Annotated in this window: 28 protein-coding genes; 21 read left to right on the top strand and 7 right to left on the bottom strand. The window is 73.1% G+C overall.

Features of this window, described 5'->3' with window-relative positions:
• Window positions 1-173: 173 nt before the first annotated feature.
• From hisD to ACWEEU_RS17950, 10 genes are all read left to right on the top strand, one after another.
• The gene (gene hisD, locus ACWEEU_RS17905) at window positions 174-1,499 is read left to right on the top strand and encodes a histidinol dehydrogenase (RefSeq protein WP_385745590.1); all 1,326 of its coding nucleotides are present in this window, start codon (window positions 174-176) and stop codon (window positions 1,497-1,499) included.
• On the top strand, window positions 1,496-2,602 hold the full coding sequence (locus tag ACWEEU_RS17910; RefSeq protein WP_451733343.1) for a histidinol-phosphate transaminase: 1,107 nt from the start codon (window positions 1,496-1,498) through the stop codon (window positions 2,600-2,602). Before hisD ends, ACWEEU_RS17910 begins: the two co-directional genes overlap by 4 nt.
• Window positions 2,599-3,192 (top strand): imidazoleglycerol-phosphate dehydratase HisB, encoded by a 594-nt coding sequence (hisB, locus tag ACWEEU_RS17915; RefSeq protein WP_026248532.1) that lies wholly within the window; start codon window positions 2,599-2,601, stop codon window positions 3,190-3,192. Before ACWEEU_RS17910 ends, hisB begins: the two co-directional genes overlap by 4 nt.
• A gap of 3 nt (window positions 3,193-3,195) precedes the next feature.
• The gene (locus ACWEEU_RS17920) at window positions 3,196-3,360 is read left to right on the top strand and encodes a hypothetical protein (RefSeq protein ID WP_018545636.1); all 165 of its coding nucleotides are present in this window, start codon (window positions 3,196-3,198) and stop codon (window positions 3,358-3,360) included.
• The gene (hisH, locus tag ACWEEU_RS17925; RefSeq protein ID WP_385745585.1) at window positions 3,351-3,998 is read left to right on the top strand and encodes an imidazole glycerol phosphate synthase subunit HisH; all 648 of its coding nucleotides are present in this window, start codon (window positions 3,351-3,353) and stop codon (window positions 3,996-3,998) included. Before ACWEEU_RS17920 ends, hisH begins: the two co-directional genes overlap by 10 nt.
• Window positions 3,999-4,002: 4 nt before the next feature.
• Complete coding sequence (priA, locus tag ACWEEU_RS17930; protein WP_385745583.1) at window positions 4,003-4,728, top strand: bifunctional 1-(5-phosphoribosyl)-5-((5-phosphoribosylamino)methylideneamino)imidazole-4-carboxamide isomerase/phosphoribosylanthranilate isomerase PriA; 726 nt, start codon at window positions 4,003-4,005, stop codon at window positions 4,726-4,728.
• Window positions 4,725-5,120: a RidA family protein gene (locus ACWEEU_RS17935; protein WP_385745581.1), complete on the top strand. Its 396-nt coding sequence runs from the start codon at window positions 4,725-4,727 to the stop codon at window positions 5,118-5,120. The genes priA and ACWEEU_RS17935 overlap by 4 nt, the downstream gene beginning before the upstream one ends.
• Window positions 5,117-5,872, top strand: coding sequence for an imidazole glycerol phosphate synthase subunit HisF (hisF, locus tag ACWEEU_RS17940; protein ID WP_451733348.1), 756 nt, complete (start codon window positions 5,117-5,119; stop codon window positions 5,870-5,872). The genes ACWEEU_RS17935 and hisF overlap by 4 nt, the downstream gene beginning before the upstream one ends.
• A 96-nt stretch (window positions 5,873-5,968) precedes the next feature.
• On the top strand, window positions 5,969-6,565 hold the full coding sequence (locus ACWEEU_RS17945; protein WP_451733351.1) for an ArsR/SmtB family transcription factor: 597 nt from the start codon (window positions 5,969-5,971) through the stop codon (window positions 6,563-6,565).
• On the top strand, window positions 6,558-7,931 hold the full coding sequence (locus ACWEEU_RS17950; RefSeq protein ID WP_451733354.1) for an MFS transporter: 1,374 nt from the start codon (window positions 6,558-6,560) through the stop codon (window positions 7,929-7,931). The genes ACWEEU_RS17945 and ACWEEU_RS17950 overlap by 8 nt, the downstream gene beginning before the upstream one ends.
• 9 nt (window positions 7,932-7,940) lie before the next feature.
• On the opposite strand, the gene ACWEEU_RS17955 is transcribed toward ACWEEU_RS17950, so the two are convergent.
• Window positions 7,941-8,339 (bottom strand): VOC family protein, encoded by a 399-nt coding sequence (locus ACWEEU_RS17955; RefSeq protein ID WP_356097825.1) that lies wholly within the window; start codon window positions 8,337-8,339, stop codon window positions 7,941-7,943.
• Window positions 8,340-8,356: 17 nt separating this feature from the next.
• Window positions 8,357-8,992 (bottom strand): TIGR03085 family metal-binding protein, encoded by a 636-nt coding sequence (locus ACWEEU_RS17960; RefSeq protein WP_451733357.1) that lies wholly within the window; start codon window positions 8,990-8,992, stop codon window positions 8,357-8,359.
• 82 nt (window positions 8,993-9,074) lie between these two features.
• Between ACWEEU_RS17960 and hisI the strand changes: the two genes are divergently transcribed.
• The 11 genes from hisI to lgt all read left to right on the top strand — a co-directional run bounded on the left by hisI (window position 9,075) and on the right by lgt (window position 18,064).
• Window positions 9,075-9,464: a phosphoribosyl-AMP cyclohydrolase gene (gene hisI, locus ACWEEU_RS17965; RefSeq protein WP_361108001.1), complete on the top strand. Its 390-nt coding sequence runs from the start codon at window positions 9,075-9,077 to the stop codon at window positions 9,462-9,464.
• Window positions 9,465-9,469: 5 nt separating this feature from the next.
• Window positions 9,470-10,951 (top strand): anthranilate synthase component I, encoded by a 1,482-nt coding sequence (locus tag ACWEEU_RS17970; protein WP_451733524.1) that lies wholly within the window; start codon window positions 9,470-9,472, stop codon window positions 10,949-10,951.
• A gap of 50 nt (window positions 10,952-11,001) precedes the next feature.
• Window positions 11,002-11,640, top strand: a complete 639-nt coding sequence (locus ACWEEU_RS17975; protein WP_385745570.1) for a TIGR02234 family membrane protein — start codon at window positions 11,002-11,004, stop codon at window positions 11,638-11,640.
• A 146-nt stretch (window positions 11,641-11,786) separates the two neighbouring features.
• The gene (locus ACWEEU_RS17980) at window positions 11,787-12,044 is read left to right on the top strand and encodes an HGxxPAAW family protein (protein ID WP_385745568.1); all 258 of its coding nucleotides are present in this window, start codon (window positions 11,787-11,789) and stop codon (window positions 12,042-12,044) included.
• Window positions 12,045-12,182: 138 nt separating this feature from the next.
• Window positions 12,183-12,641, top strand: coding sequence for a DUF2752 domain-containing protein (locus tag ACWEEU_RS17985; protein ID WP_385745566.1), 459 nt, complete (start codon window positions 12,183-12,185; stop codon window positions 12,639-12,641).
• A 151-nt stretch (window positions 12,642-12,792) separates the two neighbouring features.
• Window positions 12,793-13,602: an indole-3-glycerol phosphate synthase TrpC gene (trpC, locus tag ACWEEU_RS17990; protein ID WP_385745564.1), complete on the top strand. Its 810-nt coding sequence runs from the start codon at window positions 12,793-12,795 to the stop codon at window positions 13,600-13,602.
• Window positions 13,603-13,623: 21 nt separating this feature from the next.
• Window positions 13,624-13,851, top strand: coding sequence for a tryptophan biosynthesis modulator TrpM (gene trpM, locus ACWEEU_RS17995; RefSeq protein WP_385745562.1), 228 nt, complete (start codon window positions 13,624-13,626; stop codon window positions 13,849-13,851).
• Window positions 13,852-13,929: 78 nt separating this feature from the next.
• Complete coding sequence (gene trpB / locus ACWEEU_RS18000) at window positions 13,930-15,213, top strand: tryptophan synthase subunit beta (RefSeq protein WP_385745560.1); 1,284 nt, start codon at window positions 13,930-13,932, stop codon at window positions 15,211-15,213.
• Window positions 15,210-16,028, top strand: a complete 819-nt coding sequence (trpA, locus tag ACWEEU_RS18005) for a tryptophan synthase subunit alpha (protein ID WP_385745558.1) — start codon at window positions 15,210-15,212, stop codon at window positions 16,026-16,028. The genes trpB and trpA overlap by 4 nt, the downstream gene beginning before the upstream one ends.
• Before the next feature lie 100 nt (window positions 16,029-16,128).
• On the top strand, window positions 16,129-16,905 hold the full coding sequence (locus tag ACWEEU_RS18010; protein ID WP_385745556.1) for a DsbA family protein: 777 nt from the start codon (window positions 16,129-16,131) through the stop codon (window positions 16,903-16,905).
• Window positions 16,906-16,990: 85 nt separating this feature from the next.
• Window positions 16,991-18,064, top strand: a complete 1,074-nt coding sequence (gene lgt / locus ACWEEU_RS18015) for a prolipoprotein diacylglyceryl transferase (RefSeq protein ID WP_451733365.1) — start codon at window positions 16,991-16,993, stop codon at window positions 18,062-18,064.
• Window positions 18,065-18,142: 78 nt separating this feature from the next.
• On the opposite strand, the gene ACWEEU_RS18020 is transcribed toward lgt, so the two are convergent.
• From ACWEEU_RS18020 to ACWEEU_RS18040, 5 genes are read right to left on the bottom strand one after another with little or no spacing between them, the layout of a single operon-like run.
• Window positions 18,143-18,955 carry an HpcH/HpaI aldolase/citrate lyase family protein gene (locus tag ACWEEU_RS18020; RefSeq protein WP_451733368.1) on the bottom strand — a complete coding sequence of 271 codons (813 nt, stop codon included), beginning with the start codon at window positions 18,953-18,955 and terminating at the stop codon, window positions 18,143-18,145.
• On the bottom strand, window positions 18,952-20,181 hold the full coding sequence (locus ACWEEU_RS18025; RefSeq protein ID WP_385747009.1) for a CaiB/BaiF CoA transferase family protein: 1,230 nt from the start codon (window positions 20,179-20,181) through the stop codon (window positions 18,952-18,954). The genes ACWEEU_RS18020 and ACWEEU_RS18025 overlap by 4 nt, the downstream gene beginning before the upstream one ends.
• Window positions 20,178-21,071, bottom strand: coding sequence for a ribokinase (gene rbsK, locus ACWEEU_RS18030; RefSeq protein ID WP_385747011.1), 894 nt, complete (start codon window positions 21,069-21,071; stop codon window positions 20,178-20,180). The genes ACWEEU_RS18025 and rbsK overlap by 4 nt, the downstream gene beginning before the upstream one ends.
• Window positions 21,068-22,429: an ADP-ribosylglycohydrolase family protein gene (locus ACWEEU_RS18035; protein ID WP_451733373.1), complete on the bottom strand. Its 1,362-nt coding sequence runs from the start codon at window positions 22,427-22,429 to the stop codon at window positions 21,068-21,070. The genes rbsK and ACWEEU_RS18035 overlap by 4 nt, the downstream gene beginning before the upstream one ends.
• On the bottom strand, window positions 22,426-23,601 hold the full coding sequence (locus ACWEEU_RS18040; RefSeq protein ID WP_385747014.1) for an ADP-ribosylglycohydrolase family protein: 1,176 nt from the start codon (window positions 23,599-23,601) through the stop codon (window positions 22,426-22,428). The genes ACWEEU_RS18035 and ACWEEU_RS18040 overlap by 4 nt, the downstream gene beginning before the upstream one ends.

Genomic DNA, 23,601 nt, shown 5'->3' on the forward strand with positions numbered 1-23,601 from the left:
CCCCCTCTTCGTCCTCGGCCACCCGTACGCCGCTGATGCCCGCCCGGTGACCTCCGCAACACACCGCGTGACGACGTTCCGGCCACGCTCTGTACCCTCCGTTGTCCCACGAGTCGTATCAGCCACTGATACGCGCGGACGGCGGGCTGCGCCGGTCTGAGAGAATTGGGACTGTGATCTCCCGAATCGATCTGCGCGGCGACGCCCTCCCCGAGGGCCCCGCCCTGCGCGACCTGCTGCCCCGAGCCGACTTCGACGTCTCGGCCGCCCTGGAGAAGGTGCGTCCGATCTGCGAGGCCGTGCATCATCGTGGCGACGCGGCCCTGATCGACTTCGCCGAGAGGTTCGACGGAGTACGGCTGGAATCCGTCCGTGTCCCGGCTCAGGCGCTCACCGACGCGCTGGAGGCCCTCGACCCGGCCGTGCGCGCCGCCCTGGAGGAGTCCATCCGCCGGGCCCGCATGGTCCACCGCGCCCAGCGTCGCACCGACCACACCATCCAGGTCGTGCCCGGCGGCACCGTGACCGAGAAGTGGGTGCCCGTCGACCGGGTCGGGCTCTACGCGCCCGGCGGACGCTCGGTCTACCCCTCCTCCGTGATCATGAACGTGGTGCCCGCGCAGGAGGCCGGGGTCGAGTCCGTCGCGCTCGCCTCGCCCGCGCAGGCCGAATTCGGCGGTCTCCCGCACCCGACGATCCTCGCCGCCTGCGCACTGCTCGGCGTGGACGAGGTGTACGCGGCCGGCGGCGCCACCGCCGTCGCGATGTTCGCCTACGGCACCGAGTCCTGCGCCCCCGCCAACATGGTGACCGGCCCCGGCAACATCTGGGTCGCCGCCGCCAAGCGCTTCTTCACCGGCAAGATCGGCATCGACGCCGAGGCGGGCCCGACCGAGATCGCGGTCCTCGCCGACGAGACGGCCGACCCGGTGCACGTCGCCGCCGACCTGATCAGCCAGGCCGAGCACGACCCGCTGGCCGCCGCCGTCCTCGTCACCGACTCGCCCGCCCTGGCCGACGCGGTCGAGGGCGAGCTGAAGACACAGGTCGCCGCCACCAAGCACATCGACGACCGGATCGTGCCCGCGCTGAACGGGCAGCAGTCCGCGATCGTCCTCGTGGACGGCGTGGCGGAGGGCCTGCGGGTGGTCGACGCGTACGGCGCCGAGCACCTGGAGATCCAGACCCGCGACGCCGCCGCCGTCGCCGACCGTGTGCGCAACGCGGGCGCGATCTTCATCGGTCCCTGGGCGCCGGTCTCCCTCGGGGACTACGCGGCCGGGTCCAACCACGTGCTGCCCACCGGCGGCTGCGCCTGCCACTCCTCCGGCCTGTCCGTGCAGTCCTTCCTGCGGGGCATCCACATCGTGGACTACACGAAGGACGCGCTGGCCGAGGTCGCCCACCACGTGGTGACCCTCGCGGAGGCGGAGGACCTGCCCGCGCACGGCGCGGCGGTCAAGGCGAGGTTCGGCTGGAAGGTACCCGAGACCAAGTGACCGGCATCGACGATCTGCCCGTACGGGACGAGCTGCGTGGCAAGTCCCCCTACGGCGCGCCCCAGTTGGACGTCCCCGTCCGGCTGAACACCAACGAGAACCCCTACCCGCTGCCCGAACCGCTCGTCGAGCGGATCGCGGAGCGGGTGCGCGAGGCCGCCCGGAACCTGAACCGCTACCCCGACCGGGACGCGGTCCGGCTCCGCACCGAACTGGCCGACTACCTCACCAAGACCGGCCACCACCCCCTCGACGCCCGGAACGTCTGGGCGGCCAACGGCTCCAACGAGGTCATCCAGCAGCTCCTCCAGACCTTCGGTGGTCCCGGCCGCACCGCGATCGGCTTCGAGCCGTCCTACTCGATGCACGCGCTCATCGCGCGCGGCACCGGCACCGGCTGGATCTCCGGGCCGCGCGGCGAGGACTTCACCATCGACCTGGCCGCCGCCGAGCGCGCCATCGCCGAGCACAGGCCCGACGTCGTGTTCGTCACCACCCCCAACAACCCCACGGGCAACGCGGTTCCGCCCGAGACGGTCCTCGCGCTCTACGAGGCCGCGCAGGCGGCGAAGCCGTCCATGGTGGTCGTGGACGAGGCGTACATCGAGTTCAGCCACGGCGACTCGCTGCTGCCGCTCCTCGAAGGCCGCCCCCACCTGGTGATCTCGCGGACCATGTCCAAGGCGTTCGGCGCCGCCGGGCTGCGGCTCGGCTATCTGGCCGCCGACCCCGCGGTGGTGGACGCCGTCCAGTTGGTGCGGCTGCCCTACCACCTGAGCGCCGTCACCCAGGCGACCGCGCTCGCCGCCCTGGAGCACACCGACACCCTGCTCGGCTATGTCGAGCAGCTCAAGACCGAGCGGGACCGCCTGGTCACCGAACTGCGCGCCATCGGTTACGACGTGACCGAGTCCGACGCCAACTTCGTGCAGTTCGGCCGCTTCACGGACACCCAGGCGGCCTGGCGCCGCATCCTCGACCACGGCGTCCTCGTCCGGGACAACGGCGTCCCCGGATGGCTGCGGGTGTCGGCCGGCACCCCCGAAGAGAACGACGCGTTCCTCGACGCGGTTCGGGAACTGAAGAAGGAGCTCGACGCATGAGCCGCACAGGCCGCGTGCAGCGCACCACCAAGGAGACCTCGGTCCTCGTCGAGATCGACCTCGACGGCACCGGCAAGACCGACATCGCCACCGGCGTCGGCTTCTACGACCACATGCTCGACCAGCTCGGCCGGCACGGTCTGTTCGACCTCACCGTGAAGACCGACGGCGACCTGCACATCGACACCCACCACACCATCGAGGACACCGCCCTCGCGCTCGGCGCCGCCTTCAAGCAGGCGCTCGGCGACAAGGTGGGCATCTACCGCTTCGGCAACTGCACGGTCCCGCTGGACGAGTCCCTCGCCCAGGTCACCGTCGACCTCTCCGGACGCCCCTACCTCGTGCACACCGAGCCCGAGAAGATGGCGCCGATGATCGGCGAGTACGACACCACGATGACCCGGCACATCCTGGAGTCCTTCGTCGCCCAGGCGCAGATCGCGCTGCACGTGCACGTGCCGTACGGGCGCAACGCGCACCACATCGTGGAGTGCCAGTTCAAGGCCCTCGCCCGTGCCCTGCGCTACGCCAGCGAGCGCGACCCGCGCGCGGCCGGCATCCTCCCCTCCACGAAGGGCGCGCTGTAACCCATGACCGGTCTGTCCACCCTGCTGATCGTCGTCGGCCTCTTCCTGGTCGGCGGCATCATCTCCTTCGTCAAGCAGAAGATGCCCACCAGCCTGATCGTCCTGGTCTCCATCGGCGCGGCCATGTGCCTGGTCGCGGGCGTCATGCGGCTGGGGGTGTGGAGTTGAGCGACGCGAAGAAGGTCGTGGTCTTCGACTACGGCTTCGGCAACGTCCGCTCCGCCGAGCGCGCGCTGGCCCGCGTCGGCGCCGACGTCGAGATCACCCGTGACTTCGACAGGGCGATGAACGCCGACGGCCTGCTGGTGCCCGGCGTCGGCGCTTTCGCCGCCTGCATGGAAGGCCTGCGCGCGGCCCGCGGCGACTGGGTCGTCGACCGGCGCCTGGCCGGCGGCCGCCCCGTGCTCGGCATCTGCGTCGGCATGCAGATCCTCTTCGCCCGCGGCATCGAGCACGGCGTGGAGACCGACGGCCTGGACGAGTGGCCCGGCACGGTCGGCCCGCTCAAGGCCGAGGTCGTCCCGCACATGGGCTGGAACACCGTCGACGCGCCCGCCGACTCGCGGCTCTTCGCGGGCCTCGACCCGGAGGACCGCTTCTACTTCGTGCACTCCTACGCCGTACAGGACTGGGAGTTCGAGCAGCTCAACGCGGCCATGACCCCGCCCGCGGTGACCTGGTCGACCTACGGCGGTCCCTTCGTGGCCGCCGTGGAGAACGGCGCCCTGTCCGCCACCCAGTTCCACCCCGAGAAGTCCGGCGACGCCGGCGCCCAGCTCCTCACCAACTGGATCGGAACCCTCTAAGACCATGGCCAAGCTCGAACTGCTCCCCGCCGTCGACGTCCGCGACGGCCAGGCCGTACGCCTCGTGCACGGCGAGTCCGGCTCCGAGACCTCCTACGGCTCCCCGCTGGAGGCGGCCCTCGCCTGGCAGCGCGCGGGCGCGGAGTGGCTGCATCTGGTCGACCTGGACGCCGCGTTCGGCACCGGTGACAACCGGGCCCTGATCGCCGAGGTCGCGGGCGCGATGGACATCAAGGTGGAGCTGTCCGGCGGCATCCGCGACGACGACACCCTCGCCGCCGCCCTCGCCACCGGCTGCACCCGCGTCAACCTCGGCACCGCCGCCCTGGAGACCCCCGAGTGGGTAGCCAAGGTCATCGCCGAGCACGGCGACAAGATCGCGGTCGGCCTGGACGTGCGCGGCACCACCCTGCGCGGCCGGGGCTGGACCCGCGACGGCGGCGACCTCTACGAGACGCTGGACCGCCTGAACAAGGAGGGCTGCGCCCGCTACGTCGTCACCGACATCGCCAAGGACGGCACTCTCCAGGGCCCCAACCTGGAACTGCTGAAGAACGTCTGCGCGGCCACCGACCGCCCGGTCGTCGCCTCCGGCGGCGTCTCCTCGCTGGACGACCTGCGCGCCATCGCCGAGCTCGTGCCGCTCGGCGTGGAGGGCTCCATCGTCGGCAAGGCGCTGTACGCCAAGGCGTTCACCCTGGAAGAGGCTCTGGCGGCGGTGGACCGGTGAGCGACGTACGCCGTGTGAACACCGGAGCGCCCTGGGAGGAGCAGTTCGGTTACTCCCGCGCGGTGGAGCTGCCGAACGGACTGGTGCTGGTCTCCGGCTGCACCTCCATCGTGGACGGACAGATCGCCGGGGGCGGCCCGTACGAGCAGGCCGTCAACGCCTTCAACGTGGCGCTCGGCGCACTCCGGCAGGTGGGCCTCGGGCGCGACGACGTGGTGCGCACCCGGATGTACATCACCCACGCGCGGGACGTGGAGGAGGTCGGGCGGGCCCACAAGGAGCTGTTCGACTCCGTCCGGCCCGCCGCAACCATGATCATCGTCTCCGGTTTCGTGGACCCCAGCCTGGTCGTCGAGATCGAGGTGGAGGCGTTCCGAGGAGTGTCCGCATGAGCCTGGCCGTACGCGTGATCCCCTGCCTGGACGTGGACAACGGCCGGGTCGTCAAGGGCGTCAACTTCCAGAACCTGCGGGACGCGGGCGACCCGGTGGAGATGGCCAAGGTCTACGACGCCGAGGGCGCCGACGAGCTGACCTTCCTGGACATCACCGCCTCCTCCGGCAACCGGGAGACCACCTACGACGTGGTGCGCCGCACCGCCGAGCAGGTCTTCATCCCGCTCACCGTGGGCGGCGGCGTCCGCACCGCCGAGGACGTCGACAGGCTGCTGCGCGCGGGCGCGGACAAGGTGGGCGTCAACACGGCCGCCATCGCCCGGCCCGACCTCATCCGCGAGATCGCGGAGCGGTTCGGCAGCCAGGTGCTGGTCCTCTCGGTGGACGCCCGCCGCACGGCGTCCGGCTCCTTCGAGGTCACGACCCACGGCGGCCGCAAGGGCGCCGGTATCGACGCGGTCGAGTGGGCGCACCGGGCCGCCGAGCTGGGTGCGGGCGAGATCCTGCTCAACTCGATGGACGCGGACGGCACGAAGGACGGCTACGACATCGAGATGCTGGCCGCCGTGCGCAGGCACGTCTCCGTCCCGGTGATCGCCTCGGGCGGCGCGGGCGCGCTGGAGCACTTCTCTCCGGCGGTCGAGGCGGGCGCGGACGCGGTCCTCGCGGCCTCGGTCTTCCACTTCGGGGACCTGCGGATCGGGGACGTGAAGCGGACGCTGCGGGAGGCGGGGCACCCCGTGCGGTGACGCTGCGCTGGGCTTCGGCAGGACGTCGGCGAGAAGCGAAAGGAAAATTGCGCAACAGATGTTGTGCAACTTTTCCTTCGCTTCTAAGGTGTGGGCATGTCAGACGAGGAGAGGGAGAGGGATCTCCCCATCACCGACGTGGGCACGCTCAAGGCGCTCGCCCACCCGCTCCGGCTGCGGCTCTACCGAGCGTTGTGCGTGACGGACCGGGCCACCGCCTCGCACCTGGCCGACCAGGTGGACGAGGCGGTCTCCCTGGTCAGCTACCACCTGCGCAAGCTCGCCGAGCACGGTCTGATCGAGGAGGCGGCGGCGCAGAGCGCGGACGGCCGCGAGCGCTGGTGGCAGCCCGCCTCGGACGGCGTCAGCGTCCGTGACCGGGACTTCCGCGACGCCCCCGAGAAGGCCGCCGCCCACCTCGCCGCGACCCGGCTCTTCCACGAGCAGCGCGCCGACCTGTACCGGCGCTACCTCGACGAGCGCGCCACCTGGAGCGCCGAGTGGAACGCCGCCGCTCCCGACTCCGAGTCGCTGCTCCGGCTGACCGCCGCCGAACTGGACGAGCTGCGTGCGGAGCTGACCGCCCTGGCCAGGAAGTACGACGAGAAGGGACGGGCCGCCGTGGCCGCCGGAGACACCGAGGGACGCGAGCACGTCGCGCTGCACATGTACGGGTTCCCCTTCCGTGTCTGACACCACGGCCCCCGTGGCCGCACCCGTCGTCGAGGCCGCCCCCTGCCGCCCCGCCCACCGCGACCCCAACGTCCTGCGCTGGCTCGGGGCCTATGCCTCCTCCATGATCGGGGACAACGTCTTCTTCCTCGCCCTGTCCTGGGCCGCCGTGCGCGCCGGGAGCCCCGCGGAGGCGGGGATCGTGGTGTCCGTCAGCGCGCTGCCGCGTGCCGTGCTGATGCTGGGCGGCGGGGTGGTGGCCGACCGGTTCGGGCCGCGCCGGGTCGTCATCGGCAGCGACACCGTGCGCTGCGTGGCCGTCCTCGCCGTGGCCGCGCTGCTGTACCTCGCCCGGCCCGGGCTGTGGCCGCTGGCCGCGCTGGCGCTGCTGTTCGGCGCCGTCGACGCCGTGTTCGTCCCGGCCGTGGGCGCCCTCCCGGCCAGGATCACCGCCCGGGACCAGCTCACCCGGGTCCAGGGGATGCGCGGCCTGGCGAACCGCTTCGCCTCCGTCGTCGGCGCCCCGCTCGGCGGTCTCGGCATCGCGACGGGCGGCGCGGCGGCCGCCTTCGGTCTGGCCGGAGCGCTCATCGCGATATCGGTTCCGCTGCTGGTCTCCGTACGGATACGGGGGCTGTCCGACACGGGCACAACGAGCCCCGACGCCGTGGCCGCCGAGGTCCGGGACGCGGAGGCGACGGCCGCCGAGGCCGTGGCCACCGTGCCGCTCGGACCGCCCCCGCCCAAGGCACCCGAGACCGCCCGCCGCACCGGTGCCGACGCCTGGCACGACCTGCGCGCCGGGCTCGCCTACATCCGCCGGCACCGTGTCCTCGGCCCGCTCGTGCTGGCCATCGCGCTCGGGGACCTCGGGTTCGTCGGGCCGCTGAACATCGGACTGACCCTGCTGGCCGACCAACGCGGCTGGGGCGCCTCCGGCATGGGCTGGGTGCTCGCCGGGTTCGGGGTGGGGGCGGGCGCCGCCTCGATGCTGCTCGCCGTGCGGGGGCGGCTGCCCCGGGCAGGACTGGTCACGGGGGGCGCCTGTGTGGCCGGCGCCGTCGCCGTCGGGGCGCTGGGCCAGGCGTCCGCACTGCCCGCCGCCGTCGGCATCGCCCTGCTCATCGGACTGCTCGCCGGACTCAGCGGAGCCCTGTGCGGGGCGCTGCTCCAGACCCAGGGCGACCCCGCCTACCTCGGCCGGGTCACCTCCGTCGCCAGCCTGGTCAGCCTCGGCATCGCCCCGCTGAGCATGCCGTTCGCCGCCGCCGCGATCGGCGCCTGGGGCACCGGAGCGGTGTACGCCGTCAGCGCCGCCGTCTGCGGCCTGGGCGGAGTCGTCGTCCTCGCCTTCCCCGCGCTGCGCCGCGTCGAACTGCCCCGCTGACCGCTCCCGTCAGGGGATCGGCTGGGTGAGCTGGATCAGATTGCCGACCGTGTCGTCCAGGACCGCCGCCAGCATCGGACCCTGGACGGTCGGGGGGTGCGGGAAGCGCACCCCGAGACCGCGCAGCCGCTCGTACTCCGCGAACAGGTCGTCCACCGCGAACACGATGCACGGCAGCCCCGCCTCGTACAGCGCCGCGCGGTAGGGCTCCGCGATCGGGCCCCCGCCGGGCTCCAGGAGCAACTGGACGTCCGGCTGGGCCCCGTCCGGCGCCCCGACCGTCACGAACAGCGCGCCCTCGCCGAGGTCCACGTGCAGCCGCGTCTCGAAACCCAGCACCTCCGTGTAGAAGGCGTGCGCCCGCTCGACGTCGTCGACGTACACCCCGGTCATCGCGACCTTGATCACGGCGGCGGGCCCGGGGCTCAGATGCCGAGCTGCCGCGACTCGTGCAGCTTGGCGATGGCGTCCGGGTCGCCGTCCAGCACCACCTTGGCCGCGTCCTGCCGTCCGAAGACGAACATCAGCAGCTCGGCGGGCTCCCCGGTCACCGTCACCACCGGCGCGCCCTTGTGCGCCACCACCGTCTGCCCGTCCGGGCGGCGCAGCACGAGCCCGGTCGGCGCCTTGCGCCCGGCGAGGCGGGCCGTGCGCTCAAGGCGCGACCACAGCGTGTCCTGGAACACCGGGTCCAGCTCGCGCGGGCTCCAGTCGGGCTGGGCGCGGCGCACGTCCTCGGCGTGGACGAAGAACTCCACCGTGTTCGACGCCTCGTCGACCTGCTTCACGGAGAACGGCGAGAGCTTCGGCGGGCCCGTCCGGATGAGCTGGATCAACTCGGAGTAGGGCTTGGCGGAGTACTCCTCCATCACCCGGTCCAGACGGGGCGCGAGCCGCTTCACGAACTGGCCCGCGGTCGCGTCGGGGCGGCGCTCGCGCACCACCACATGGGCGGCCAAGTCCCGCGTCGTCCACCCCTCGCACAGCGTCGGGGCTTCCGGACCGGCGGTTTCCAAGAGGTCGGCGAGCAACAGCCGTTCACGCTTGGCGAAGGTCGACATGGGCTCAGCCTACGACCATACGGAAGGACCCCGCAGCGGACACGGACCGTGACGCGCCGCCCCGCACGGCACAATGGCACCCATGACCCGTACGACCGGCAGCCCACGCCCCAGCGGCCTCGACCCGGAGATCGCCGCCCGCCTCAAGCGCGACCGCGACGGACTCGTGCCCGCCATCGCCCAGCAGTACGACACCGGCGAGGTACTGATGCTCGGCTGGATGGACGACGAGGCGCTGCACCGCACCCTGACCACCGGCCGCTGCACGTACTGGTCCCGCAGCCGCCAGGAGTACTGGGTCAAGGGCGACACCTCCGGCCACGTCCAGCTCGTGAAGTCCGTCGCCCTGGACTGCGACGCCGACACCCTGCTGGTCAAGGTCGACCAGACGGACGCCGCCTGCCACACCGGCGACCGCACCTGCTTCGACGCCGACGTGCTGCTGAAGGACTCCAAGGACACGGACCGGTGACCGCCATGGACCTCGACACCTTCCGCAAGCTCGCCGCCGACCGGCGTGTCGTCCCGGTCACCCGCAAGCTCCTCGCCGACGGCGACACCCCGGTCGCCCTCTACCGCAAGCTCGCCGCCGAGCGCCCCGGCACCTTCCTCCTGGAGTCCGCCGAGAACGGCCGCTCCTGGTCGCGCTACTCCTTCGTCGGCGTCCGCTCGGCCGGCACCCTCACCACGCGCGACGGCGAGGCCCACTGGCTCGGCACCCCGCCGGTCGGCGTCCCCACCGACGGCGACCCGCTCGCCGCCCTGCGCGCCACCCTCCAGGCCCTGCACACCCCGCACCAGGAGGGCCTGCCGCCCTTCACCGGCGGCATGGTCGGCTACCTCGGCTACGACATCGTCCGCCGCCTGGAGAAGATCGGCCCCGGCGAGCGCGACGACCTGAGACTGCCCGAGCTGACCATGCTCCTGACCAGCGACCTCGCGGTCATGGACCACTGGGAGGGCTCGGTCCTGCTGATCGCCAACGCGATCAACCACAACGACCTCGACACCGGCGTGGACGAGGCGTACGCCGACGCGGTCGCCCGGCTCGACGCCATGGAGGCCGACCTGGCCCGCCCGGTCGCCCAGCCCCCGGCCGTGCTGCCGCCCTCCGAGCTGCCCGAGTACACCGCGCTGTGGGGCGGCCCCGACTTCCAGCGGGCCGTCGAGGACGTCAAGGAGCGCATCCGCGCGGGCGAGGCATTCCAGGTCGTCCCCTCCCAGCGCTTCGAGACGCCGTGCACCGCGAGCGCGCTGGACGTCTACCGGGTGCTGCGGGCCACCAACCCCTCGCCGTACATGTACCTGTTCCGCTTCGACGGGTTCGACGTGGTCGGCTCCTCGCCCGAGGCGCTGGTCAAGGTCGAGGACGGGCGCGCCATGGTGCACCCCATCGCGGGCACCCGGCACCGGGGCGCCACCCCGCAGGAGGACCAGGCTCTCGCCGACGAGCTGATGGCCGACCCCAAGGAGCGCGCCGAGCACCTGATGCTGGTCGACCTCGGCCGCAACGACCTCGGCCGGGTCTGCGAGCCCGGCTCGGTGGAGGTCGTCGACTTCATGTCGATCGAGCGCTACTCCCATGTGATGCATATCGTCTCGACGGTCACCGGCAAGGTCTCCGGCGGCCGTACCGCCTTCGACGTGCTCACCGCGTGCTTCCCGGCGGGCACCCTGTCCGGCGCCCCCAAGCCCCGCGCGATGCAGATCATCGACGAACTCGAGCCCTCCCGGCGCGGTCTGTACGGCGGCTGCGTCGGCTACCTCGACTTCGCGGGCGACTCCGACACCGCCATCGCCATCCGCACCGCCCTGCTGCGCGACGGCACCGCGTACGTGCAGGCCGGAGCCGGGATCGTCGCGGACTCCGACCCGGTCGCGGAGGACCAGGAGTGCCGCAACAAGGCCGCCGCGGTACTCCGCGCGGTCCACACCGCCAACCGGCTCGGCACCGTCTGACCCGTCCGCGTGGAACCCCGGGTGCATGATCGCCCGGGGTTCAGGCGATAGTGGAGTACGTGACTGCCGTACCTCACCCCCGTACCGAAGCCGCCGCGCCCGTCCGGTCCAGCCGGCGCAGCCTCGCCGCGGCCCTGCTGTTCGGCGCGCTCGGCGCGGCCGTGGCGCTGCTCGCGACCCGGCAGCGCTGGTCCGAGGGCACCGCGACGGTGGCCGGCGGCACCTTCCCGCTGACCGCCAGGGGCAGCGACGTCACCGGCGTCCCGGCGGCGCTCGCCATCGTGGGCCTGGCCGCGCTGGTCGCCGTCTTCGCGGTCCGCCGGGCCGGGCGCCTCGCCGTCGCCGGGCTGCTCGCGCTCTCCGGCGCGGGCATCGTCGCCGCCGCCCTCGCCGGGGTCTCCGACGGCTCCGCCCTGGACGAGAAGGCCGCGCAGACCACCGGCGACACCTCGGCCACCGTCGCCGCCCTCACCCACACCGGCTGGCCCTACGTCGCGGCCGTCGGCGGCTTGCTGATCCTGCTCGCCGGGGTGCTCGCCCTGCGCTACGGCCGCCTGTGGCCCGCGATGTCCGGGCGCTACGAGCGCGGGGCGCAGCGCCCCCGGCGCACGGCGCGGCCGGTCGACCCCGAGCGCCCCGAGGAGATGTGGAAGGCGCTGGACCGGGGCGAGGACCCCACCGGCGGCTGATCCCCGCCTCGAGTGTGGCCAACCAGACTCGACCCCCGCGTCCGTCGCCCCCGCGCGTGCGGGACAATGGGCGTCGGGCGCCCGGCCCGTACCGACCGGCGGCCTTCGAAAACGTACGTCACGTACACAGCAGCTAGGAGCAAGTCATGGCGGGCAGCAGCCACGGTCACACCCCGGCCGCCTGGACCGGTGTCATCATCGCCTTCATCGGTTTCTGCGTCGCGGGCGCCTTCACGGTGATGGCCCAGCCGCTCGGCTTCTGGGCCGGCCTGGTGATCGTGGCCCTCGGCGGTGTCGTGGGCGCGATCATGCGGTCCATGGGTCTCGGCCAGCCCAAGGGCAGCGGCCAGATCACCCACCTGACCGCCGCCACGACCCGCGAGCCGGTCACCGCCGAGAGCTGACCGGTCCGGCACACCGCATCCGAGGGGCGGCCCAGGCACACGACGTGCCGGGCCGCCCCTCGCGCGTACCCCGGACCGTCCCGCGCGGGTGGCCGCCCGCCCCGCGCGCGGCGGTGACCGGCGCGGCACAATGCCAGCGTGAACGCCGACACCCCGGCCGCTCCCGGCCGCCCACACCCTTCCGCCGCACCCGCACCCGCCCCCCGGTGGCGGCGCCTCGCCGCCCCGGCCGCGGCGCTCGCGGCCGTGGCCGGGGCGTTCGCCTACGTCGGAGCCGTGGACCCGAACCAGCCCGGCCACTACCCGGTCTGCCCGCTCTACGCGCTCACCGGCCTGTACTGCCCCGGCTGCGGGGGCCTGCGCAGCGCGCACGCCTTCGTCCACGGCGACCTCCTCGGCGCGCTGCGCGACAACGCGTTCGGCGTGGCCGCCTACGCCGCCTTCGCCGTGCTGTGGACCGTATGGGCCGTCCAGGCGGCACGCGGGAAGCCGCTGCGGATCGACGTCGCACCCGCCGTGCTGTGGGTGAGCGGGGGCGCCCTGCTGGCGTTCACCGTCGTCCGGAACCTGCCGTTCGGTGGCTGGTTGCATCCTTGATCACCTACGAATGTCCAGGTAAGGGGGACCGCCGCGCACCGGATGCGAAGTCAGGCACCTCCTGCGGATACCATCGCAGTGACCACGGGTTTTCGAACCCCGCAGGCTTAACGGCCTGATCTTCACGACCGTCTGGAAGGGGGCCGCTCGCGTGAGTGTGCTCGACGAGATCATCGACGGAGTCCGGGCCGACCTCGCGGAGCGCCAGGCACGCGTCAGCCTCGACGAGCTCAAGGAGCGTGCCGCCAAGGCTCCCGCCGCCAAGGACGGGGTTGCCGCGCTCAAGGGCGACGGCGTCAAGGTCATCTGCGAGGTCAAGCGCTCCAGCCCCTCCAAGGGCGCGCTGGCCGCCATCGCCGACCCGGCGGGACTCGCCGCCGACTACGAGGCGGGCGGTGCCTCCGTCATCTCCGTCCTCACCGAGCAGCGCCGCTTCGGCGGCTCGCTGGCCGACCTGGAGGCCGTCCGCGCCCGCGTGGACATCCCGGTGCTGCGCAAGGACTTCATCGTCACGTCGTACCAGCTCTGGGAGGCCCGCGCCTACGGCGCCGACCTCGCCCTGCTGATCGTGGCCGCCCTGGAGCAGCCCGCGCTGGAGTCCCTGATCGAGCGCGCCGTCTCCATCGGCCTCACCCCGCTGGTCGAGGTGCACGACGAGGACGAGGTGGAGCGCGCCGTGGACGCCGGCGCCAAGATCATCGGCGTCAACGCCCGCAACCTCAAGACCCTCGAGGTCGACCGCACCACCTTCGAGCGCGTCGCCCCGGAGATCCCCGACGACCTCGTCAAGATCGCCGAGTCCGGCGTCCGCGGCCCCCACGACCTCATCGCCTACGCCAACGCCGGCGCCGACGCCGTCCTTGTCGGCGAGTCCCTGGTCACGGGCCGCGACCCCAAGACCGCGGTGGCCGACCTGGTGGCGGCGGGCGAACACCCGGCACTGCGCCACGGCCGGGGCTGACCACCCGGTAGGCTGACCCCGATGAACAGGACCCTGACCACCGTGGACCGGCACGCGCGCCTCGCGCGCGGCTGCCGCCCCCGGGGCTGCCGCGCCCCGGCCCGCAGGGTCCACGGCCGCAGGGTCAGGTACCACATCGGCGCCGAGCCGGGGCAGATCAACGGTATGCGATGGCAGCAGCCGACCTTCAGGGGCGCGGGGCTCCGACCGATTCTGCGGCTCCGCCGCGTGGGCGCGACAAGCCACTGACGGCTCGCGGCCAACAGACGAATCCCCGCCCCCACGGCGATCAGTGTCTTTTCCACGCACTCACCGTGAGGTACTGGCATGTCCAGCAACTACTTCTTCCCTGACCCGGAGGGTCAAGTCCCCACCGCCGAGGGGTACTTCGGCGCCTTCGGCGGCAAGTTCATCCCGGAGGCCCTCGTGGCCGCCGTCGACGAGGTCGCCGTCGAGTACGACAAGGCCAAGCAGGACCCGGAGTTCGCCCGCGAACTGGACGATCTCCTGGTCCACTACACCGGCCGCCCGAGTTCCCTGACGGAAGTCCCCCGTTTCGCCGCACACGCCGGTGGCGCCCGCGTGTTCCTGAAGCGCGAGGACCTCAACCACACCGGCTCGCACAAGATCAACAACGTGCTCGGCCAGGCCCTGCTCACCAAGCGCATGGGCAAGACCCGTGTCATCGCGGAGACCGGCGCCGGACAGCACGGCGTCGCCACCGCCACCGCCTGCGCCCTGTTCGGTCTCGACTGCACCATCTACATGGGCGAGATCGACACCGAGCGCCAGGCCCTCAACGTGGCCCGGATGCGTATGCTCGGCGCCGAGGTCGTGGCCGTGAAGTCCGGCAGCCGCACCCTGAAGGACGCCATCAACGAGGCGTTCCGCGACTGGGTGGCCAACGTCGACCACACCCACTACCTGTTCGGCACCGTCGCCGGCCCGCACCCCTTCCCGGCGATGGTCCGCGACTTCCACCGCGTCATCGGCGTCGAGGCCCGCCGCCAGATCCTGGAGCAGGCCGGACGCCTGCCCGACGCCGCCATCGCCTGTGTCGGCGGCGGCTCCAACGCCATCGGCCTCTTCCACGCCTTCATCCCCGACGAGGACGTCCGCCTGATCGGCTGCGAGCCCGCCGGGCACGGCGTGGAGACCGGCGAGCACGCGGCCACCCTCACCCAGGGCGAGCCCGGCATCCTGCACGGCTCCCGCTCCTACGTCCTCCAGGACGAGGAGGGCCAGATCACCGAGCCGTACTCGATCTCGGCGGGCCTGGACTACCCGGGCATCGGTCCCGAGCACGCCTTCCTGAAGGACTCCGGTCGCGGCGAGTACCGCGCGGTCACCGACGACGAGGCGATGCAGGCGCTGCGGCTGCTCTCGCGCACCGAGGGCATCATCCCGGCCATCGAGAGCGCCCACGCGCTCGCCGGTGCCCTGGAGGTCGGCAAGGAGCTGGGCCCGGACGGCCTGATCGTCGTCAACCTCTCCGGGCGCGGCGACAAGGACATGGACACCGCCGCCCGCTACTTCGGCCTCTACGACACCGACGCCGAGGTGGCCGCCGACCAGACCGACACCGCCGAGATCGAGGGGGACGCCAAGTGAGCGGGAACGTACAGCTTCTGTCGGACACCCTCGCCGCCGCCAGGGCCGAGGACCGCGCCGCGCTCATCGCCTACCTCCCGGCCGGGTTCCCGACCGTGGACGGCGGCATCGAGGCGATCAAGGCCGTCTTCGACGGCGGTGCCGACGTCGTCGAGGTCGGGCTGCCGCACAGCGACCCGGTCCTGGACGGACCGGTCATCCAGACCGCCGACGACATCGCGCTGCGCGGCGGCGTGAAGATCGCGGACGTGATGCGCACGGTCCGCGAGGCCCACGCGGCCACCGGCAAGCCGGTGCTCGTCATGACGTACTGGAACCCCATCGACCGCTACGGCGTCGAGCGGTTCACCGCCGAGCTGGCCGAGGCGGGCGGCGCGGGCTGCATCCTGCCCGACCTGCCGGTCCAGGAATCCGCGCTGTGGCGCGAGCACGCCGAGAAGCACGGGCTCGCGACCGTCTTCGTGGTCGCCCCGAGCAGCAAGGACGAGCGGCTCGCCCGGATCACCGCGGCGGGCAGCGGCTTCGTCTACGCCGCCTCCCTGATGGGTGTCACCGGCACCCGCGAGTCGGTCGGCGCGCAGGCCCAGGACCTGGTGGAGCGCACCCGCGCGACCAACGCCGACCTGCCCGTCTGCGTCGGCCTCGGCGTCTCCAACGCGGCCCAGGCCGCCGAGGTGGCGGGCTTCGCCGACGGCGTCATCGTCGGCTCGGCCTTCGTCAAGCGGATGCTGGACGCCCCGGACGAGGCGGCGGGCGTCGAGGCGGTCCGCGCGCTCGCGGCCGACCTGGCGAAGGGCGTGCGCGGCACGGTCTGAGCCGTCGCGCCCCCGCGGGCACGGAACCCCATGGTCACTCGAACGGGTGGACCTACGGCCGGGGAGGCGCAATGCGCCTCCCCGGTTCGTTCTGGGGGTTGTGAGCGAGAAGAACCGTGACGGAAAGCGCAGTGCCCGGCAGAAGATGGCGGCGGAGCGCGAGAAGCAGAAGTCCGCGGAGAAGCGGCGCCGGGCGCTGATCGTGGGCGCGAGCGTGGTCTGTGTCCTCGGCCTCGCCGCGGTGATCGGCGTCATCGCGGCGAACGCGGGCAAGGAAAAGGGCAGCAAGAACGCGGGCCCGGTCGTGGCCCCCTCCGGCGCCCAGGGCAAGGACAGCCTCGCGATCCCGGTCGGCAAGGACGGCGCCAAGTCGACGCTCACCGTGTGGGAGGACTTCCGCTGCCCTGCCTGCCAGGCCTTCGAGACGCGGTACCGCCCGGTGCTGCACGAGCTGACGGACGCGGGCAAGCTCCGCGTCGACTACCACCTGGTGCGCCTGATCGACGGCAACCTGGGCGGCAGCGGCTCCCTGCGCGCGGCCAACGCCGCCGCCTGCGCGCAGGACGCGGGCAAGTTCCGTGACTACCACGACGTGCTCTACGCCAACCAGCCCGAGGAGTCGGACGACGCCTTCGCGAGCAACGACAAGCTGATCCGGCTCGCGGGCAAGGTCGAGGGCCTGGACACCCCGGCCTTCCGCTCCTGTGTGAAGAACGGCACGCACAACAGCTGGGTGAACCGCTCGCACCAGGCGTTCGCGGCGGGCAAGTTCGGCGGGACGCCCACCGTCCTGTTCGACGGCAAGAACATCTACCAGGACCAGTCCATGACCCCGGAGAAGCTCAAGCAGATGGTGGAGGCCAACGACCGGGGGTGAGCCATGTTTCTCACCTGCCCGTTATGGAGCCGTAGCCCGGTCGCCCGGCCTCCGCGCGGCCCGGCACGGTAGCGTCGACCCTGCCATGGATATTGCCTACATTCCCAGCCCGTCGCGCGGGGTGCTGTACCTCGGCCCCATCCCGCTGCGCGGTTACGCCTTCTGCATCATCATCGGCGTCTTCGTCGCCGTCTGGCTCGGCAACAAGCGCTGGATCGCCCGGGGCGGCCGTGCCGGCACGGTCGCCGACATCGCCGTGTGGGCCGTGCCCTTCGGCCTCGTCGGCGGACGGCTCTACCACGTGATCACGGACTACGAGCTGTACTTCAGCCCGGGCCGGAACTGGGTGGACGCCTTCAAGGTCTGGGAGGGCGGCCTGGGCATCTGGGGCGCGATCGCGCTCGGCGCGCTCGGTGCCTGGATCGGCGCCCGCCGCCAGGGCGTCGCGATGCCCGCCTACGCCGACGCCGTCGCCCCCGGCATCGCCTTCGCGCAGGCCATCGGCCGCTGGGGCAACTGGTTCAACCAGGAGCTGTACGGCCGCGAGACCCATCTGCCCTGGGCCCTGCACATCACCTCCTCCGAGGGCGGCCGGGTGCCGGGCTACTACCACCCGACGTTCCTGTACGAGTCGCTGTGGTGCGTCGGCGTCGGCTTCCTGGTCATCTGGGCCGACCGCCGCTTCAGGCTGGGCCACGGCCGTGCCTTCGCGCTGTACGTCGCCGCCTACTGCGTGGGCCGCGGCTGGATCGAGTACATGCGCGTGGACGACGCCCACCACATCCTGGGCCTGCGGCTCAACGACTGGACCGCGCTGATCGTCTTCCTGCTCGCGGTGACGTACATGGTCCTCTCGGCGCGGATGCGGCCGGGCCGGGAGGCGGTCGTGGAGGCGGGCGCCGCCGAGGACGCCGAGGGCGCTGAGGCGGTCGAGGCGAAGGACGACGCGCCCGAGGGCGACCAGCCGGAGGGCAAGGACGAGGACGAGGGCAAGGACTCCGGCAAGGGCAACGGCGAGGTGAAGCCCGAGGAGGGCGGCGCCAAGACCGAGCAGTCCGAGAAGGCCGAGAAGTCCGAGAAGGCCGAGTCCGAGGACACCGCCGACGCGGCGCCCAAGGTCGACATGGCCAAGGACACCGCCGAGGCCAAGAAGGGCTGAGGCGCACCAGGCACGCGGAGGGCGCCCGGGGGACTCCCCGGGCGCCCTCTTCGCGTACGGCCACGGAAGGGCGCCGCCTCAGCCCCGCCGCACCAGGGACAGCGTGCGCCGGGCCAGCGCCACGGTCGCCGCGTCGATGAAGCGGCCGTCCGGCAGCGCCTGGGCGCCCTGCTCGGCGGCGGCCGCCTTGACCACGGTCTCGGCCTCCTCCAGCTCCGCCGGGGTCGGCTGGTAGGCCCGCTCGATCACCGGGAGCTGGCGCGGATGGATCGCGGCCCGCCCCAGGAAGCCGAGGGCGCGGCCCCGGGCGCAGGAGGCGGCGAGACCGTCCAGGTCCCGGATGTCGGGGTGGACGGACTGCGGGGGCGGGGCGAGTCCGGCCGCGCGGGCGGCGACGATCACCCGGGACCGGGACCAGTCGAGTCCCGAGTCGGCCCGTACCCCGAGGTCGGCCCGCAGGTCCGCCTCGCCCAGCGAGATCCCGCGCAGCGACGGATGGGCGCGGGCGATGGCGTGGGCGTGCTCGATGCCGAGGGCGGACTCCAGGAGCGCGTACAGCGGCAGCGCGGTGAGGACGGCGGTGTGCCGTACCTCGTCGGGGGAGGCGACCTTGGGCAGCCGGAGCCCGGACACGCCGGGCAGGCTGCCCAGCGCGGCGAGGTCCGCCGCCCCCCAGGGGCCCTCGGCGGCGTTCAGCCGGACGTGCACCGGGACGGGCTGGTGCTCCGAGAGCCGTTCGGCGGTGGCCGTGCGGGCGTACTCCTTGCGGTCCGGGGCGACCGCGTCCTCCAGGTCGATCACCACCACGTCGGCGCCCGCGACGAGCGCCTTGTCCACCACATGGGGCCGGTCACCGGGGACGTAGAGCCAGGTCAGCGGGGTGCGGGTCACAGGGCGCCCTCCTCGCGCAGGGCGCCCAGCTCGGCCGGACCGAGTCCCAGCTCGGTGAGCACGTCCTCGGTGTCGGCGCCGTGGGCGCGCCCCGCCCAGCGGATCGCGCCGGGGGTCGCGGAGAGCCGGAAGAGGACGTTCTGCATCTTCAGCGGGCCGAGGTCCGGGTCGGCGACGGTGGTGACCGTGTCCAGGGCCAGGTACTGCGGGTCGGTGAACACGTCCCGTACGTCCTGCACGGGGGCGATGGCCGCCTCCGCCTTCTCGAAGGCGGCCAGCACCTCCTCCCGGTCGCGGGCCGCGATCCAGGCGCCGACCGCCTCGTCCAGCACGTCGGCGTGCGCGGCCCGCTGGGCGCCGCTCGCGAACCACGGCTCCTCGGTCAGCTCCGGGCGGCCCACCAGCCGCATCACCCGCTCGGCCACCGACTGCGCCGAGGTGGAGACCGCGACCCAGGAGCCGTCGGCGGTGCGGTAGGTGTTGCGCGGGGCGTTGTTCGCGGAGCGGTTGCCGGTGCGTTCCTGGACGTAGCCGAGCTGGTCGTACCAGGTGGGCTGCGGTCCGAGCATGGCCAGCATCGGCTCGATGATGGCCATGTCCACGACCTGTCCGGCGCCGGTGCGGTGCCGGGCGGCGAGCGCGGTGAGCACGGCGTACGAGGTCGCCAGGGCGGTGACCGAGTCCGCGAGCCCGAACGGCGGCAGGGTCGGCGGCGCGTCCGGTTCGCCGGTGAGCGCCGCGAAGCCGCTCATGGCCTCCGCGAGCGTGCCGAAGCCGGGCCGGTGCGCGTACGGACCGAACTGGCCGAAGGCGGTGACCCGGGTGAGGATCAGACGGGGATTGACCGCCGACAGCTCCGGCCAGCCGAGGTCCCACTTCTCCAGGGTGCCGGGGCGGAAGTTCTCGATCACCACGTCGGCGGTGGCCGCGAGTCGCAGCAGGGTCGCGCGGCCGCCGGGGCGGGACAGATCGAGGGTGATGGCGCGCTTGTTGCGGCCGAGCACCTTCCACCACAGACCGATCCCGTCCTTGGCCGGGCCGTGCCCGCGCGAGGGGTCGGGCCGCCGGGGATGCTCCACCTTGATCACCTCGGCGCCGAAGTCACCGAGCATCGTGGCGGCCAGGGGACCGGCGAAGAGCGTGGCCAGGTCCAGGACGCGCAGTCCGTCCAGCGGCTGGACGGACGGGCGCGGGGCGCGAGGCGTGTTCTCGTCCGGGGTGCTCATGCGGTGTACTGCGCCTCGATCTCCTGGCGGTACGGCATCGACACCGACGCCCCTTCCCGCTGCACCGACAGTGCCGCCGCGGCGGAGGCCCACATCAGGGCCTCGCGGATGGGCCGTTCCTCGGCGAGGGCGACCGCGAGCGCGCCCGCGAAGGTGTCGCCCGCGCCGGTGGAGTCGACGGCGGTGACCAGGGGCGCGGGCACCACCAGCGGCTCGGTGCCGCGCGCGACGTAGAGGCTGCCGGCCGCGCCGAGGGTGACGACGACCTCGGGCACCAGGTCGAGCAGGGCGGTGGCCGCGTCGCGCGGGTCGATGCGGCCGGTGAGGGTGACTGCCTCGTACTCGTTGGGGATCAACAGGTCGGTGGCTTCGAGGAGTTCGGGGGGCAGCGGCTGGGCGGGGGAGGGGGTGAGCACCGTGCGCACGCCGTGCCGCCGTGCCGTCTCGGCGCCCGCGAGGACCCCGTCGAGCGGGATCTCCAGTTGCAGGAGCAGGGCGTCGGCGGCGGTGAGGGCGCCCTCGTCGCCGGGGGCGAGGTGGTCCACGGTGCCGTTGGCGCCGGGGATGACGACGATGGAGTTGCCGCCCTCGTCGTCCACCACGATGTGCGCGGTGCCGGAGGGGCCCTCGACCGTGCGCAGGAAGTCGGTGTCCACACCGGAGTGTTCGAGGGTGTCGCGCAGCCGTAGCCCGAAGGCGTCGTTGCCGACCGCGCCGATCATCGAGACGGTGGCGCCGCACCGGGCGGCGGCGATGGCCTGGTTGGCGCCCTTGCCGCCGGGGACCGTGTGGAACTCGCGCCCGGTCACGGTCTCGCCGAGCTGTGGGGCCTTGGCGACATAGGTGACGAGGTCCATGTTGGTGCTGCCGAGCACGGCGATGTGGGTCATGGGCGGGTCGCCTCCAGATGGGTGAGGTGGGCCAGGGTGTCGAAGCCGGTGCCGTCGAAGTCGGCGACGGTGGTGGCGAGCCGGTTCTTCAGCGGGGCCCGCCAGCTCTCGGGCAGCGCCTCGGGGGAGCCCGCGAGCAGTCCCGCGACACTGCCCGCCGTCGCGCCGTTGGAGTCGGTGTCCCAGCCTCCCGACACCGCACGGCAGATGGAGCCGGTGAAGTCGCCGTCGGCGTGCGTGAGCGCGGCGGCGATCAGGGCGGTGTTGGGGACGGCGTGCACCCAGTGGTGGGTGGCGTCGTACCGGGCGTGGAGCCGGTCCACCACGTCGTCGAAGTCGTCGTGTTCGTGCGCCAGCCGGACCGCGTGGTCGAGCGCCTCGGCCAGGCGGGAGCGGGCCGGGACGACCGTACGGCCGGTGCGCAGACAGGCGTGCACGTCGTGCGTGCCGGTCGCGGCGGCGGCGAGGACGGCGGCGGTGAACATCGCCGCGTAGACGCCGTTCCCGGTGTGGGTCAACGTGGCGTCGCGGTAAGCCTGTTCGGCGGCGGCCGCCGGGTCGCCCGGGTGGGTCCAGCCGTGGACGTCGGCGCGGATCAGCGCGCCGATCCACTCCCGGAACGGGTTGCGGTACCGGGCGGTGCGCGGGGGTTCGATCCCGCTCAGCAGGTTGCGGAAGGCGATCCGCTCGGCGGTGAAGGTGCGGCCGGGCGGTAGCTCGTCCAGCCAGAGCGCGGCCACCTGGTCGGTGGTGAAGGCGCGGCCGTGCCGCCGGAGCAGCAGCAGGCCCAGCAGGGGGTAGTTGAGGTCGTCGTCCTCGGGCATCCCGTCGATGTTCTCGGCGAGCGAGGTGTCGGCCGAGCGGCGGTTCCAGGGGTGTCGGACCAGCAGTTCGGCGGGGACGCCCTTGGCGGTGAACCAGGTGGTCAGCGGGCGGTTCCCGGCGGCCTCGGCGAGAGCGCGGATGCCGTCCAGCGGCAGTTTCTCCACGGGCTTGCCGAGCAGGCACCCGGCCGCGCGGCCGAGCCAGGCGGCCTCCAGGGCGGCGGGGGAGACGCCGGTACGGCCTCGCCGTGCGGGCCAGTCGGGGCAGGCGGCGGTGAGCGCGGGCCACTTTGTCGGCTCGTCCGCCTTCGACGCGCTGGGCAGATCGGCCAGTTCGTCCAGCAGATCCTCGGCGAGCAGGCGCAGCGAGCGGGAGACCGGCTCCGGGGAGGCGCCGGCCCGCTCGGGGACGTCCGGTCCGCCCGCCGCCTTCCAGCGTGCCTCGATCCGCGCGGGCTCCCGGCCGTCCAGGCGGGCCTGGCGGATCTCGTGGCCGAGCAGGTCCTCGGGCTGGACCCAGGTCAGCCGGATCATGCCGGGTCCCCGAGCGCGGCGAAGGCCCGCTCGTGCGCACGCCGCCGCGCGACGTCCCGTGCGAAGACCTCCCGGGCGACCCCGGCCAGTTCCCGCGCCGGGGCCCACAGGTCCAGGCGGCTCGCCTCGGCCACCGTCTTCGCCCACTCCTCGGGCACGGGTGAGCCGAGCGCACCGGTGATCGCGCCGGCCATGGTGGCGATGGAGTCGCAGTCGCGCCCGTAGTTCACCGCGCCGAGCACCGCGTGCCGGTAGTCGCCGCCCGCGACCAGCACCATGCCGAGCGCCACCGGCAGTTCCTCGATGGAGTGCAGCCGCGAGGGACGGCGGGCGCCGAGCGAGGGGGCTCGGTAGTCGGGGCCGACCGTGTCGTAGGGGGCGACCGCCGTGCGCAGGGGGACCAGCGCCGACTCGAAGTCGCCGTGTCCGGCGGCGGTTTCGCAGACCTTCTCGATCGCCTCGCGGGTGCCGTCCTTGGCCAGCGCCAGGCAGGCGGACACGACGGAGTCCGGGGTGGCGCCGGGGGCGGTCGCGGCGGCGACGGCGGCGGCGAAGACCCCGGCCGCCTCCCTGCCGTACGACGACTGGTGCGCGCCCGCGACGTCCAGTGCCTCGGCGTATGCGGCGGCCGGGTCGGCGGCGTTGACCAGGCCGACCGGGGCCATGTACATCGCCGCGCCGCAGTTGACGATGTTTCCGCTGCCCGCCTCGCGCGGGTCGACGTGCCCGTAGGCCAGCCGGGCCACCAGCCACTTCTCGGCGAGGAAGATCCGCTGGAGCGGCAGCGCCTCCGCCTCCAGCTCGGGGATCCAGCGGGGGTTGGTCATCAGGTCCGGGACCAGGTGGTCGGCGACCGCGTAGGCGTCGAGGTGGTCGCGGACGCGCTGGTAGACCCGGATCAGCGCGTGGGTCATCAAGGTGTCGTCGGTGACGTGCCCGTCGCCCTTGTGGTACGGCGCGATGGGGCGGGCGGTGCGCCAGGCGTCGCCGTTCCAGGGACCGACGAAGCCGTGGACACGGCCGCCGTGGCGGTCGGCGATCTGGTCGGGGGAGTAGCCCTCGACGGGGCCGCCGAGCGCGTCGCCCACGGCGGCGCCGACCAGGGCGCCGGTGATCCGCGCGTCCAACGCGGTCAGCCCCGGGCCGGGGGTTTGTTCATTTTCGGGCGTCAT

This window comes from Streptomyces sp. NPDC005004, assembly GCF_053600675.1.